This window comes from Pedobacter kyungheensis, from assembly GCF_000812965.1.
Classification (GTDB): Bacteria; Bacteroidota; Bacteroidia; order Sphingobacteriales; family Sphingobacteriaceae; genus Pedobacter; species Pedobacter kyungheensis.
In genome coordinates this window covers 361,098-374,501 of the sequence record NZ_JSYN01000002.1, presented here as the reverse complement: position 1 = coordinate 374,501, position 13,404 = coordinate 361,098, and the positions used below count along the sequence as shown (strand labels likewise).

The window sequence follows — 13,404 nt, the reverse complement described above, 5'->3', positions numbered from 1 at the left end:
TGCAGACCTCAAAACAACGCCGGTAGGGCAAAGAAAAGAGGATGAAAAGGTGAGGTGCCTGAGAGGCCGAAAGGAACAGTTTGCTAAACTGTCGTACTGGTAACGGTACCGCGGGTTCGAATCCCGCCCTCACCGCTGAAAAAAAATGAACCCTGCAATGCAGGGTTTTTTTATGCGGTTTTAATTTTGTTAAATAATTGGTAATCAATATTTTATGGTTTTTACTCCTTTTTTTTAAGCTACTCAAATTAAAAATCGCCGTAATTAGTACATTTTCATTTGCTCTAAGAGGTATTTTTAGCGTGTTTTACAGATTAATCAATACCCACAAAATAATAATGCATTCCCAATAAGATAAATTGATTTATGCAAGGGGGAATATTAATCCTGCTTAATATAGTCCTGATCTATCCCCAGTAAGATTTTACAAAGAGTGAGGTTTTGTGACAATAAAGCCGAGAAGGGAAGTAATTTTCAACTCACAGTTGGCAACTCAATACATTTAATATTGATTGGACGAAACATTAATTCAGGGTCCTAAATTCATTTGGAGTTAATCCTACACGCTGTTTGAACAAACGGTTCAGGTGCTGAGGGTATTTGAAACCTAGTTCATATGCGATTTCACTCACCGTTTTCCTGGTACCGTATATTTTGTTCTTCGCAATATCTATGATTTTATTTTGGATGTATTCTTGTGCGGTAGAACCTGTTTCTTTTTTGATCAGGTCGCCAAAATACTTTGCTGAGAAATGGAGCTGATCGGCACAATAAGCTACAGAAGGAAAGCCTAGCGTATATGGCTTCTCAGATTCAAAATAACTGTTGAGCAAATTTTCAAATTTATCAATCACCCCTTTGTTCACTGTTTCGCGGGTGATGAACTGCCTGTCATAAAAGCGGTCGCAATGATTGAAAAGCAATTCGATATTGGAAGCAATAACCTTCTTGCTATGTTTATCTATTGACTGGTGCAGCTCTGTATCGATCTTTGAAAAAAGATCCAATACCAGATCCCTTTCTTTTGGAGAAAGGTGAAGCGCCTCATTTGTGTTATAACTGAAAAAACTATACTCGGCAATGGCTTTTCCCAACGAGGTGCCCAATAGCATATCCGGATGGAAAACCAGGCCATGACCTACGGGCTGATAGTAGTCTATTTTATTCTCCACATCAATCATCTGTCCGGGAGAAATGAATACAAGCGTACCTTCCTGATAATCGTAATACTCGCGGCCATATTTCAGGTCGCCACATTTCACATCTTTTAGAAAAACACAATACAGATCAAAATACATCTTAGACCCGGTCCGTGTGTTTGCTTTCGAGAAATCAAGAACACTAACCAGCGGATGGATGGTTTGATGGTTGTTAAATGCATTGTATTCTGCAATTGACTTAAAGTGAAATTCCTTTTCCATAACCTGTTGTTTATGAATCAAAAATAAACATAAATCGTTGGTTTCTACAGTGTGCATTATCCGATCGGGAATATTGGTAGTAAAAGCAGGAATCTGTCTACACCTGATGGTACCCATCCGTCGGATATTTGTTGAAGTAAAAAACAATGCTTCGATTGTCAGCTTGTTTTTAAATATCAAAAAATGGAAACAGTAAAATTAAATAACGGAATAGAAATGCCACTGCTGGGATTCGGAGTATTTCAGGTAACAGACCTGGCCGAATGTGAACGGAGTGTGATGGATGCAATTGAAACGGGGTACCGCTTAATTGATACAGCTGCCTCATATAGCAATGAAGAGGCTGTTGGAAAGGCTATCAAAGATAGTGGGGTCAAACGGGAAGAGTTGTTCGTTACCACTAAGTTATGGATTCAGTCAAACGGATACGATGGAACCATAAAAGCATTTAACAGGTCACTGGAAAAGTTACAATTGGATTATCTTGACCTATACCTGATTCATCAACCTTTTGGAGATGTATATGGAGAGTGGCGCGCAATGGAAGAACTTTATAAGCAAGGCAAAGTACGGGCAATCGGTGTAAGCAATTTCCAACCTGATAGACTAATAGACCTGATTATCCACAACCAGGTTGTTCCGGCAGTTAACCAGATCGAAACGCATCCTTTTCATCAGCAGCTCGAAGCCCAGGAATTTTTGAAGGAGCAGCAGGTGCAAATCGAGTCCTGGGGACCGTTTGCCGAAGGAAAAAATAATATATTTAATGATGAACTTTTGATCGCCATTTCAAAAGAACATGGAAAATCTGTTGCCCAGGTCATACTTCGCTGGCTAGTACAACGAGGTGTGGTTGCCATCCCTAAAACAGTGAACAAAAACCGTATGGCTGAGAACTTCAATATTTTTGATTTCAAGCTAAGTGCCGAAGACATGGCTGCTATCCAGGCATTGGATACCAAAGCAAGCAGCTTTTTTGATCACCGTGATCCGGCGATGGTAAAATGGTTGGGAGAAAGAAAATTAAACGACTAAGGATAAAAATTGAGTTATGGAAAAAAGAATATTGGGAAATGGCGGACTTGAAGTATCAGCGTTAGGTTTAGGCTGCATGGGGTTGACCTTTGGTTATGGCCCGGCTACAGATGAAAAAGACGCGATCAGCCTCATCAGACGCGCCTATGAGCTGGGCGTTACCTTTTTCGATACTGCAGAAGCCTATAGCCAGGGTGGTAACGAAAAGTTGCTTGGTAAAGCTGTTGGTTCGTTCAGGCAGCAGGTTGTCATTGCAACGAAGTTTGGTTTTCTGGACGGCGATGCCTCGAAAGGGGTCGACAGTCGTCCTGAAAGGATCAGGCAGGTTGCCGAAAACGCTTTGAGGTATTTAAATACCGATTATATTGATCTTTTCTATCAGCACCGGGTTGATCCCAATGTGCCGATGGAAGATGTGGCAGGTACGATACAGGACTTGATAAAGGAAGGAAAGATAAGGCATTGGGGATTGTCAGAAGCAGGTGTGGATAGTATCCGTAAGGCACATGCAGTGCAGCCTGTGGCAGCATTACAGAGTGAATACTCTTTGTTTTTCAGAGAACCTGAAAAGGAGATCATTCCATTACTGGAAGAGTTGGGAATTGGTTTTGTTCCATTTAGCCCGCTGGGAAAAGGATTTCTTACGGGTGCTATTGACGAACATACCAAGTTTGATACTACCGATTTCAGAAATGTTGTGCCCCGATTCTCTCAAGACAACCGCAAAGCCAATCAGGTGCTTGTTGATGCCGTTCGTCAGCTAGCTGAAAAGAACAATGCTACTCCTGCACAGATCTCTTTGGCCTGGCTGCTGGCACAGAAGCCATGGATTGCACCAATTCCGGGAACTACAAAAATTGCAAGGTTAGAAGAAAATGTCCTTGGAGCCCAGGTTCACCTTTCAGAAACAGAACTCGCGGTGATAGCAGAAGCATTATCAGGTATTGATGTGCAGGGAGAACGTTATCCTGCTGATCTGCAGAAACGCGTTGGCAAATAAATGATAATATTTAAATCAATCTATACTCGCCTAAATTAAAAACCACATGAGAAAAATAATTACCGGGGCATTATTGCTGGTACTTACCTCCGTACTTTCCTATGCCCAGTCGCCGGGAAGCCGCACATCTACACCTTCCAAAGCTGAGCAGGAAGTATTAGACCTATCGAAAAAGAAATGGGATTGGATGGCAGATAAAAATGCGGATTCACTGGCCATCCTGTTTGATGAAAAATCTGTATTCGTGCACATGGGCGGAAGCTGGGGAAAAGCACAGGAAGTAAACATAATCAAGTCGGGCGGTATTCATTACAAAAAAGCCGATATCCATTCTGCAAGTGTAAATATTATCGATAATACGGCTATCTTATTGAATAATATCACCTTGTTGGCTGTTGTAGGCGGAAACGAGGTGACCAATCCATTTATTGTGACGGAGGTTTACATCAGAGAGAACAAGAGATGGAAACTGGGTTCGCTTTCTTTTACCAAGATCAATACGCCAGGCAGTCCACGTTAAAGCCTTTTTGCCCGGTAGATGTTTTGGTGTTGGAAGATGGCTCAATGCTGGTTTCGGATGACTTTGCAAGCGTAATCTACCGGATCACTTATAAGAAATAATAAAGCTGGGCTTATCCGATTGGCCCGATAAACATAGGTAGTATGATGAAGATTAGACCAGAGATAATATTAATAGCGGCTTTACTTTCGCTTAGTTCACTTCAGGTACGTGGCCAACAGCAAAAATCTGGTAAACCATTAATGATTGCTGAGCAGGGAAGTTTTGCGGTAGGGGGTAAAGTGAATTTAACGCAAGGTGTATTCGATATCAAAAATGCGCTTAAGGCCGATGGCCAGACTTTTCATGGAGACCATGCCTATGTTTTTTATCAGCTCCCTGTTAAGGCGCACAGGTATCCGCTGGTTTTTCTTCACGGGGCCGGGCAATCCAAAAAGACCTGGGAGACCACGCCAGACGGTCGGGAGGGTTTTCAGAACATATTCTTGAGGCGTGGGTTCGGGGTTTATCTCCTGGATCAGCCCCGCCGTGGTGAAGCTGGGAAAAGTATGGTTGCCGCAACTGTTACACCAACTGCTGATGAACAGTTCTGGTTTACGCAGTTCCGTATTGGCAATTATCCAGATTATTTTCCAGGGGTTCAGTTTCCAAAGGATGCTGCATCCCTGGAGCAGTTCTACAGGCAGATGACCCCAAATACCGGCGCGTTTGATGCTTCCATAGTAAGCGAATCAGTTTCAGCACTTTTGGATAAAATCGATGGTGGTATTCTGGTTGCTCATTCGCAGGGTGGCGGTCCTGGTTGGTTAACGGGAATCAAAAACGATAAGGTAAAAGCAATAGTTGCATTTGAGCCTTACAGCGGATTTGTGTTTCCTGAAGGGGAATTGCCTTCACCCATTGCTTCAACAGGGCTTTTTGGTGCGCTGAAAGGAACTGAAATTTCGATGGAAGATTTTAAAAAGCTTACCAGGATGCCGATTGTAATCTACTATGGCGATAACATTGCAGCTTCACCCACATCCGTGTGGAACCAGGATCACTGGCGTTCGGGCCTTGAAATGGCCAGGCTTTGGGTAAAGGCCATTAATAAACACGGCGGCGATGCCCAGGTGGTTCACCTGCCAGAGATTGGGATCAAAGGCAATACCCATTTTCCTTTTGCTGATCTGAATAACCTTGAAGTAGCCGATGTATTGTCGGCCTGGCTAAAGAAAAAAGGTCTGGATAGGTAATACGGGTAGTCTTTTCGGTAATCTGTCTACTTTATAGCCGCTTATCTTGTCGAAATTTGTAATCAGATATTAGACAAAGATGAAAAGCACATTATTATACTTTGTGGCGGTGATCATGTTCATTGTCTTGTTTGCCGGTTGTACGAGCGCACAGGACAGGACTATTGATAAACCGATAAATCCAGATCAAAAGGTTCTGATTGTTTACCTCTCGCGTACCGGAAACACCAAAGCAATTGCGCAGATGATCGGGAAGCATACAGGAGGCAAGCTCATTGCACTCGAATTAGAGAAACCTTATCCGGAAAATTACCGGCAAACTGTTGACCAGGTAGCGCGTGAAAATGAATCCGGCTTTTTACCTCCGTTAAAGACAAAAATCGATAGCATAGCAAGCTATGATACAATATTCATCGGTTTCCCCACCTGGGGGATGCAGCTCCCGCCACCGATGAAAAGTTTCTTAAATAGTTACAAGCTAAAAGGAAAGCAGGTTATTCCGTTCAATACCAATGGTGGCTATGGTATAGGCAGTAGTTTTGATCAGGTGAAGGAGCTTTGTTCCGGCAGCAAAGTAATGGAAGGGTTTACCATGAAGGGTGGATCTGAACGTGATGGCAAGTTACTGATGATTGTAGGTAGTAGGGCAATGGAAGCAGAAAATGAGGTGGTTAAATGGTTAAGCCGCATTGGCTTTGCTAAATGAGAAATAAAAGAAATTAGGATGAAAAGATTAATGTATAAAATTCCGTTGCTGGCGATGCTTATCATGAATACAATAGTTTATGCAAAGGATAGTGTTAAAGACACCGCGCTTAGTTTAAAGCAGCAGCGTCTGATCAATATCGCAGTTGTAGCTGCAAAGGGTGATCTGGCTAAATTGGAGCGGACCTTGAATACAGGGCTGGGTAACGGTTTGACGATCAACCAGGCCAGGGAAACATTGGTTCATTTGTATGCTTATTGTGGTTTCCCTAGAAGTTTAAGAGCACTTCAGACGCTCATGACTGTGGTGGAAGGGCGTAAAAACAAGGGCATTGTGGATCAGCCAGGACCAGAGGCATCAAAAATTGAAAGTAAAGAAACTAAATACGAAAGGGGCAAAAAGAACCTGCAACAGCTTACAGGTATTCCTGAAAAAGGGCCAAAAATCGGGTACGCGGCATTTGCACCAGAGATAGAAGTGTTTTTGAAAGAGCATCTTTTTGCCGATCTGTTTGAACGCGATGTGCTAAGTTTTGCAGAAAGAGAACTGGTGACAATTTCTGTGCTGGCAAGTATTGGTGGAGTTGAACCCATGTTAAAGTCGCATCTGAATATCTGCCTGAACCTTGGCTTTACGGCAGATCAACTGCATGAATTTTTAGGTCTTGTTAAGCAAAATATTGGTCACAAGGAATCGAATGTGGCAAGAAAAGTTTTACAGGAAGTGCTAGAAAATAAAAAGTGAAATTGATATGAAAACAAATAAAAGCATAAAAACAATAGCAGCGCTGTTGATCTCATCTGTTGCTGCAACAGATATAAACGGGCAAACGGTAGCAAAGGCACAGGAAAAAAATCCCTATACTTTGGTATATGAAGGGGCTATTGCTAAAAATGAAAAAGGTAAGGTGAATATACATCCTGTTAAATACAAGCTTAATGGGATAGAAATTGCGGCCAATGTATATACCCCAGCTGGCTATGACTCCTTAAAACACTATCCAGCGGTAGTGGTAGCCCATCCAAATGGCGGGATTAAGGAGCAGACTGCAGGGTTATATGCGCAGCGTTTGGCAGAAGCCGGTTATATTACCATTGCAGCAGATGCAGCCTACCAGGGGGCAAGCGGAGGACTTCCCCGCCATACCGATAAACCTGCCAGCCGGGTTGAAGATGTTCGTGGTATGGCAGATTATATCAGTAGTTATGCTGGTGTTGATGCCAATCGTTTAGGGGTATTGGGTATATGTGGTGGTGGAGGCTATTCGCTAAAAGCAGCACAATCCGACAGGCGTTTTAGGGCTGTAGCTACCTTGAGTATGTTTAACTCGGGTGAGGTGAGGAGAAACGGCTTTCAAAACGCGCAGCTCAACACCATTCAGGATCGCTTAAAGCAGGCTTCTGATGCACGTGCTCAGGAAGCAGCTGGTGGCAAAATTGTTTATGCAGGCGTAGCCAGCATCAGCGATGATGAAATTGCCAAAACCAAAACAGATTTGTACAGAGAGGGATATGAGTATTATTATCGCACGCATGCCCATCCTAACTCCACCTTCCTATACACAATGAGCAGTCTGCTTGATCTGATGACCTGGGATGCTGCTACAAATATGGATCTCATCAATCAACCCCTCCTGATGATAGCAGGGAGTAAGGCAGATACAAAATACATGACCGATGAAGCTTTTGCAAAAGCTACCAATGCCAAAAATAAAGAACTTTTTGTTCTTGATGGTGCTACGCATATCCAAACTTACTGGAAACAGGAGTATGTATCGCAGGCATTGAATAAACTTGTACAATTTTATCAGACCAATTTATGAGCATGAAAAAGATAAGACAGACAGTTTTGGGGCTTATTTGTTCCATATCCCTCTTTTCATGTACTCAGGAAGCTAAAGTATCCCATGATGCGAATACCGATGAGTCCGGCCTTTTTGCGAAAGGCAAAAAGGTAACAAATGACAATTTCACCGGAGTCGTTTACCTCCAGCCACTGATAGAAAGCGATAGCTTAAATCAGAACAACGTTGGTAATGTGAGCTTTGAACCTGGTGCACGTTCGAAATGGCATTCACATCCGGCAGGACAGATCTTGCTCGTAACCGGTGGAGTGGGCTATTACCAGGAGAAAGGCAGGTCGAAAGTTATTCTGAGAAAAGGTGATGTAATCAAATGTCCGCCCAATGTTCCCCACTGGCATGGCGCAAGTGCCGATACCGCATTTTTCCAGGTTGCCATTACCGGACGCGAAAAAGGCCCCACTGTTTGGTTGGAAGCTGTTAGTGATAGTATTTATCTGGCCGGTGACAGATAACCTTAAGCTTTTAATCGTAATGTGAATTATTACGAATGCCAGTACAAGACTCGTATTGAAAAAAATGTTCTTCGTATCTTGTACAGCTGTTGCACAGCGCTGCCTATTTCCCTGAATTTTCGCTAGCCCTCTGCTATAATTTTTACCCATTGCTCCGGATTTGAAAATAATCCAGTTTCCATAGCCCACCTCTTCTAAGCACAGCAACGCAATAGCTTTAGCAAGTTGTTTGGTTTGCGAATAAGCATTTTACCTGGCCGGAATAAACCTACACAGGTTGGTTTGTTTTACGATTACAAATCTGGTAAATGTTTTACGTGTGCTTTTGTTCTGAAGCTGACAGCCCTACTTAACTACCGAGCCCTTATTTTTATAATAAAATTCCGAATGTAACTGTATGATAAAATGTATGTATTGTGGTGTTTAGTATTTAATAATTTGTATTATTTTTTATTAGTTACTATAGTGTAAATAAGTCAAAATATGAGTGCTTTAGGTTAAAATATAGCTATAATGTTTAAAAATAGGCATCTAATTTTAAAGAAACAACATCTATCAGCTGATTTTATTTTTTTAGTATATCTAAACACAAGAACAGTATATGAAAACAAAACAATTATTATGGATGGTACTATTACTATCCTCAAACCTATTCTTCTTCTCCTGTAAGAAACCAATTACAGAGCCCTCATCAGAAACCAGTTTGAAAGTGGCAACAAGAATGACTACAAACGCGCTTACGCCATTAAGCGTTGGAGACTCCATCCAGGAATTCAATGAAGTACTTAATGGATTTGACGAAAATAAAAGGGCCGGTTTGGGTGGAACATGGTCCGATTTTTCGCCAACCGGTTATTATTTATTGCCTGGCGATACGGTAAAACTGGTTGTGACACAACTTGCCGGTAGTACCCTGCCGAAATTATTGATCGGTACCTATTCGCGTGATACCACCCGTTTAGATCCACGGACAGTATCACTCGCTGCCGGACTTAACACCATAACCGATAATGTTGGTGGTATGCTGTGGATACGCTATATTACAGCAGGTACACCAACAGCTAAAGTACGTATCACCATTAAGAGCGGTGCGGTAAGGGTACCGGTCTTCTTCAAAAATCAAACCACCGATTGGGCAGCCCAATTGGCCAGCTATAGTCAGGCTCCCGATGCCTTGCTGATTAATGATAATATGTATTTGGTGTGGACCCGCACCAGGGCTGCAAATATGACTGAAACAGATGCTAATTTTGTTTTGCAAAAAATTGATATTGGCATTAACCAGGGAGAAAACTATATTTCTGGTTTTGATGGCTCAACAGCCGATCATGTACCACCGGTACACAAAATACTTGGTGTAGAAAGCAATAAGCCCGGTATTTGGGGAGTTGCAACCTGGTACAGGGTGTTGTTTGCGCCTGGATTTATAGACGAAGGAATAAGTGCCGCTACTATTGTTAACAGTGGGTGGGGCGCATGGCATGAAATAGGGCATATGCACCAGCAACCTGCATGGACCTGGAGCGGATTGGGTGAGGTTACCGTAAATATTTACACGCTTGCAGCCGAACGGGCCATTGGTGGCAATGGTGTTAACCGGCTTAAAGGCAGCATTACCAATAATGCCCTTAGTTACCTGGCAAGTACCGATCCAAATAAAAATTTTAATGCAACCAGTGGTACGATTAATGACCCATTTGTACGTTTAATGATGTTCCATCAACTCTGGCTGGCCTTTGGCGATTCGTTTTACATTAACCTGCATAAACAGTCGCGTATAGAAAAACCTGCTTTTGGCAACACCGATGATCCGGCCAATAACGCAGTAAGGATGCGCTACTTTATGCTAAAAGCCTGTAATATTTCTGGTAAAGACCTGAGCTATTTTTTCAGGAAGTGGGCATTGCCGGTAGCGCAAAGTGTTTACGATGAAATTGCTGCGCTTAATTTACCGGCACCAACTGTCGACCCGACTACTTTAACAGATGAAAATACTGCCGGTATTGAGAATAGTGCCCGTTATAAAATCATATCGGTAGTAAATAATAGCAGCCTGCTCGATCTTAATGGTTCAAATACCACAAATGGGGCTATTGTTTCACTGTGGAGCAATAATAACCCTACCACCAATAACCAGGTATGGCGGTTGAAGAGAAGCAGCACCCCTGGCAAATATTATATCCAATCGGAGGCAGATACGGCCAAAGTATTAAATGTAAGGGGTGCCGCTACTGCCAATGGTACGCAGATAGAAATATGGCAAAACACCGGGTCAAGTGCTCAGGAGTGGAAAATTACCCCTGTTGCCGGTGGTAATTTTACTTTGGAACCTACAAATGCGCCTGGTAAAAATCTGGATATAGCTGGCTCAGGTACTGCTAATGGTACCAAGGTTGAAATATACACTGCCGGTGGTGCCAATAATCAGAAATTTAAACTGGTAAAACAATAATCGGCATAATGTATTAATCAGGCTCTACCTGCATAAGAGAAAAATCTTAGCAAATGCGTTAATTTACGATAAGGGGGCGGGATAAAACCTCGTTCCCTTTCCTTTTTCGGATAAAGCTCTATACTAAAAGTGCATGCCCGTTCACAGCGCGTTTACGCCTTTTCAAGCTCAGTAATTTAGTGTTGCACATCAATAATTTTCTAATATGAATTGAATGTATGCTAATTGTTATCTGTTGAAGGTTTTAAATGGAAAATAATCTCATTGAAAATTAGGTGATTATCGTGATAATTTAAAAAAGTGCTAAGGCGCCCCTTGCAAACTTCAGATTTATATATACCTTTGCCGCTGTTGAAACGAGATAGTTTTTAAAACAAGATGTACAGCAGTTATACTACTTTGCATAATAGTATTTAAATAACATTAAGGAGTTTGATTTCTTTAACCGTTAAAATAAAAAAAATTGGTAAAAAATGGAAATACCCAATAAATTCCATATCTTTGCCAACCCTTAGAAATAAGGTTAAAAAGGTGATGCCAAAGTTCGGGATGTAGCGTAGCCCGGTATCGCGCCACATTTGGGATGTGGAGGTCGTAGGTTCGAATCCTGCCATCCCGACTAAAAGTTCAATCCACTTTACAACAGGATTAAAAAAAGATCGATACCAAAGTTCGGGATGTAGCGTAGCCCGGTATCGCGCCACATTTGGGATGTGGAGGTCGTAGGTTCGAATCCTGCCATCCCGACGAAACAAGGATTTAAAATCCGTCAAAAACCCTCTAAATCAATTGATTAGAGGGTTTTTTATTTTTATCCCATATCAATTTGGTGCTAAAAATATCAAAGTATTTAGCACCTATTCTAGCACCAAAATCTTATTTCTATTATTGTAGATTTCTGAGTCGCGTATTTTTTTCAATCACTAAAAATTATTTTGCACCATTTTGCTATCGCCTGGTTTTTACTGTTTTTCAGGTGCTAGAATTGGTGCTCAGCTTAGGAGGAAATTTTATGAAATCTCAGCACACTTTTGCCCTCTCATTCTATTTAAAGCGGGAAAATGAGCTAAATGGCAAAGCTCCAATTTATGCGAAAATTACGGTCGATGGTAAGTACCTCAGACTAGCGGTAAAAAGGTCTGTCGAGCCCAAATTTTGGAACCAGCGGACGCAAAGACTCCTGGGGAATACGCCAGAAATTATTTCGCTCCGAGAAAAGCTCAGACAGGTGACAAATGAAATCAATGGTGCTTATGATGAGTTACGCTACCAAAAGAAAGCGATCACTGCTCAGGCGATCAAATCCAAGGTAGAGGGTGACGAGGAAGGAAAAACCCTGATGTACCTGATCAAATACCATTATGAGCACCAGGGCGCTTTGCTCGCCAAAGGAACGATCAAAAACTATTATTCAACTGAACGTTTCTTAAAAGAATTTCTCCAGAAGAAAAAACTGAAAGACATCCAGCTTATGGCATTAGACTTTCGGTTTATTACCGAGTTTGCAGTTTACTTGAGGAAAAAAGAACCCGATCGGTTCCAACGCCCGTGTACGAATAACACTGTAATGAAACATTTGGAAAGGTTGCAGAAGTTGACGGGCATTGCGCTCAAATTTGGGTGGATAATCACAGACCCTTTTTTAAATCACAAGCGTCTCATGGTTAGGAAAGACAGGGAATGTCTTGATATGGACGAAATTTCTGAGTTATGGTCACTTGAAATTGAAAATGAGCAGGTCATGCTCGTGAAAGAAATGTTTCTGTTCAGTTGTTATACCGGACTTTCCTATAACGAGATCAGCAGGCTGACCAATGATTATATCAGGAGGGAAGCTGACGGAAGTCTATGGATTGAAATGATCAGGCAAAAAACGCTTAATACAAGTGAACTGAAATTTCATGTGCCGTTGCTACCGGAGTCTTTAGGTTTTATCGAAAAGTATGAGCATTCCACAGCCTCACTCGCTCAGGGAACTATCTTTGCTACTCCAAGTAACCAGTACATGAACCGCTGCCTAAAGATTATCGCTAGACTGGCGGGGATCAATAAACGTCTCACATTTCACATAGCCAGGCACACATTTGCCACTACTATAACGCTGGAAAATGGAGTTTCGCTCGAAAGTGTTGCCCATATGCTTGGGCATAGCAGTACCAGGACAACCCAGATTTATTCAAAAGTGAAGAAGAAGAAAGTTGCCAGTGAAATGAATCTGGTTAAGCAAAAGTTGCACCCTGTGATATTGAAAATCGTATGATCAGATTTTTGCTTAGAGTCTTCAATGCAGATACCAAATCGCTTTATTATATCCTGTGGTTTCAATTGAATTCGGAACGGTACAGCCGTAAACAGCAGATGATCTTCACAACAGTTATCTGAATTATTTCTCCAGCGACATAAATAAAATGAAAGAGTTTCGTTAGAGGCGTAGCTATGGTAGATCCCAAATTATTATTTAATTAGGTAGTACTCGGCATGCCTCTTTGAGAACCGTATGGAAGCCAGAACACCCTTTTTAATTTTGAATTGGAAAAGGCTCTCAATTGTTCTAGTCATATTTCCCAAATCCTCGCGTCCGTCCATTCTTGCAATTAATTTAACAATTTCGATAATTCTCATTGGACGTTGAAAAACAGATAATATTAGGCTGACTTTGTTCCAATTACTATCGGAATTATTCCAACGCGTGCCAATTTTTTCCCGGAAGTCCACTTCG

11 protein-coding genes and 3 tRNA genes are annotated in these 13,404 nt (G+C 41.8%); 13 read left to right on the top strand and 1 reads right to left on the bottom strand.

Annotated elements, in window-relative coordinates:
- The first annotated feature begins 48 nt into the window (after positions 1-48).
- Positions 49-135: transfer RNA gene (locus OC25_RS02510), tRNA-Ser, on the top strand.
- Between the two features lie 389 nt (positions 136-524).
- Here the strand turns inward: OC25_RS02510 and OC25_RS02505 are convergent.
- The gene (locus tag OC25_RS02505) at positions 525-1,421 is read right to left on the bottom strand and encodes a helix-turn-helix domain-containing protein (RefSeq protein ID WP_039471682.1); all 897 of its coding nucleotides are present in this window, start codon (positions 1,419-1,421) and stop codon (positions 525-527) included.
- 183 nt (positions 1,422-1,604) lie between these two features.
- On the opposite strand from OC25_RS02505, the gene OC25_RS02500 reads away from it, so the two are divergent.
- The 12 genes from OC25_RS02500 (at position 1,605) to OC25_RS02445 (ending at position 12,945) form a co-directional block, all read left to right on the top strand.
- Positions 1,605-2,456 (top strand): aldo/keto reductase, encoded by an 852-nt coding sequence (locus OC25_RS02500; protein WP_039471320.1) that lies wholly within the window; start codon positions 1,605-1,607, stop codon positions 2,454-2,456.
- A 16-nt stretch (positions 2,457-2,472) separates the two neighbouring features.
- Positions 2,473-3,456, top strand: a complete 984-nt coding sequence (locus OC25_RS02495) for an aldo/keto reductase (protein WP_039471318.1) — start codon at positions 2,473-2,475, stop codon at positions 3,454-3,456.
- Between the two features lie 46 nt (positions 3,457-3,502).
- Positions 3,503-3,976: a nuclear transport factor 2 family protein gene (locus tag OC25_RS02490; protein ID WP_039471316.1), complete on the top strand. Its 474-nt coding sequence runs from the start codon at positions 3,503-3,505 to the stop codon at positions 3,974-3,976.
- A gap of 143 nt (positions 3,977-4,119) precedes the next feature.
- Positions 4,120-5,211, top strand: coding sequence for an alpha/beta hydrolase (locus OC25_RS02485; RefSeq protein ID WP_245221864.1), 1,092 nt, complete (start codon positions 4,120-4,122; stop codon positions 5,209-5,211).
- Positions 5,212-5,290: 79 nt separating this feature from the next.
- Positions 5,291-5,917 (top strand): flavodoxin, encoded by a 627-nt coding sequence (locus tag OC25_RS02480; RefSeq protein WP_039471313.1) that lies wholly within the window; start codon positions 5,291-5,293, stop codon positions 5,915-5,917.
- An 18-nt stretch (positions 5,918-5,935) separates the two neighbouring features.
- Entirely contained in the window at positions 5,936-6,661 is a 726-nt protein-coding gene (locus tag OC25_RS02475; protein WP_039471311.1) for a carboxymuconolactone decarboxylase family protein, read from the top strand.
- Between the two features lie 7 nt (positions 6,662-6,668).
- Positions 6,669-7,739 carry an alpha/beta hydrolase gene (locus tag OC25_RS02470; RefSeq protein WP_039471309.1) on the top strand — a complete coding sequence of 357 codons (1,071 nt, stop codon included), beginning with the start codon at positions 6,669-6,671 and terminating at the stop codon, positions 7,737-7,739.
- Between the two features lie 2 nt (positions 7,740-7,741).
- On the top strand, positions 7,742-8,233 hold the full coding sequence (locus OC25_RS02465; RefSeq protein WP_039471307.1) for a cupin domain-containing protein: 492 nt from the start codon (positions 7,742-7,744) through the stop codon (positions 8,231-8,233).
- Between the two features lie 601 nt (positions 8,234-8,834).
- Positions 8,835-10,685 (top strand): M60 family metallopeptidase, encoded by a 1,851-nt coding sequence (locus OC25_RS02460; protein WP_082018481.1) that lies wholly within the window; start codon positions 8,835-8,837, stop codon positions 10,683-10,685.
- A 545-nt stretch (positions 10,686-11,230) separates the two neighbouring features.
- Positions 11,231-11,304, top strand: a tRNA-Pro gene (locus tag OC25_RS02455).
- Positions 11,305-11,358: 54 nt separating this feature from the next.
- Positions 11,359-11,432, top strand: a tRNA-Pro gene (locus OC25_RS02450).
- A 265-nt stretch (positions 11,433-11,697) separates the two neighbouring features.
- Positions 11,698-12,945 carry a site-specific integrase gene (locus OC25_RS02445; RefSeq protein ID WP_039471680.1) on the top strand — a complete coding sequence of 416 codons (1,248 nt, stop codon included), beginning with the start codon at positions 11,698-11,700 and terminating at the stop codon, positions 12,943-12,945.
- The last annotated feature ends 459 nt before the right edge of the window (positions 12,946-13,404 follow it).

What these genes read in the sequence shown, in the direction of transcription:
- OC25_RS02505 (WP_039471682.1), bottom strand. Translation starts at nt 1,421, where the DNA reads ATGGAAAAGGAATTTCACTTTAAGTCAATTGCAGAATACAATGCATTT.
- OC25_RS02500 (WP_039471320.1), top strand. Translation starts at nt 1,605, where the DNA reads ATGGAAACAGTAAAATTAAATAACGGAATAGAAATGCCACTGCTGGGA.
- OC25_RS02495 (WP_039471318.1), top strand. Translation starts at nt 2,473, where the DNA reads ATGGAAAAAAGAATATTGGGAAATGGCGGACTTGAAGTATCAGCGTTA.
- OC25_RS02490 (WP_039471316.1), top strand. Translation starts at nt 3,503, where the DNA reads ATGAGAAAAATAATTACCGGGGCATTATTGCTGGTACTTACCTCCGTA.
- OC25_RS02485 (WP_245221864.1), top strand. Translation starts at nt 4,120, where the DNA reads ATGATGAAGATTAGACCAGAGATAATATTAATAGCGGCTTTACTTTCG.
- OC25_RS02480 (WP_039471313.1), top strand. Translation starts at nt 5,291, where the DNA reads ATGAAAAGCACATTATTATACTTTGTGGCGGTGATCATGTTCATTGTC.
- OC25_RS02475 (WP_039471311.1), top strand. Translation starts at nt 5,936, where the DNA reads ATGAAAAGATTAATGTATAAAATTCCGTTGCTGGCGATGCTTATCATG.
- OC25_RS02470 (WP_039471309.1), top strand. Translation starts at nt 6,669, where the DNA reads ATGAAAACAAATAAAAGCATAAAAACAATAGCAGCGCTGTTGATCTCA.
- OC25_RS02465 (WP_039471307.1), top strand. Translation starts at nt 7,742, where the DNA reads ATGAAAAAGATAAGACAGACAGTTTTGGGGCTTATTTGTTCCATATCC.
- OC25_RS02460 (WP_082018481.1), top strand. Translation starts at nt 8,835, where the DNA reads ATGAAAACAAAACAATTATTATGGATGGTACTATTACTATCCTCAAAC.
- OC25_RS02445 (WP_039471680.1), top strand. Translation starts at nt 11,698, where the DNA reads ATGAAATCTCAGCACACTTTTGCCCTCTCATTCTATTTAAAGCGGGAA.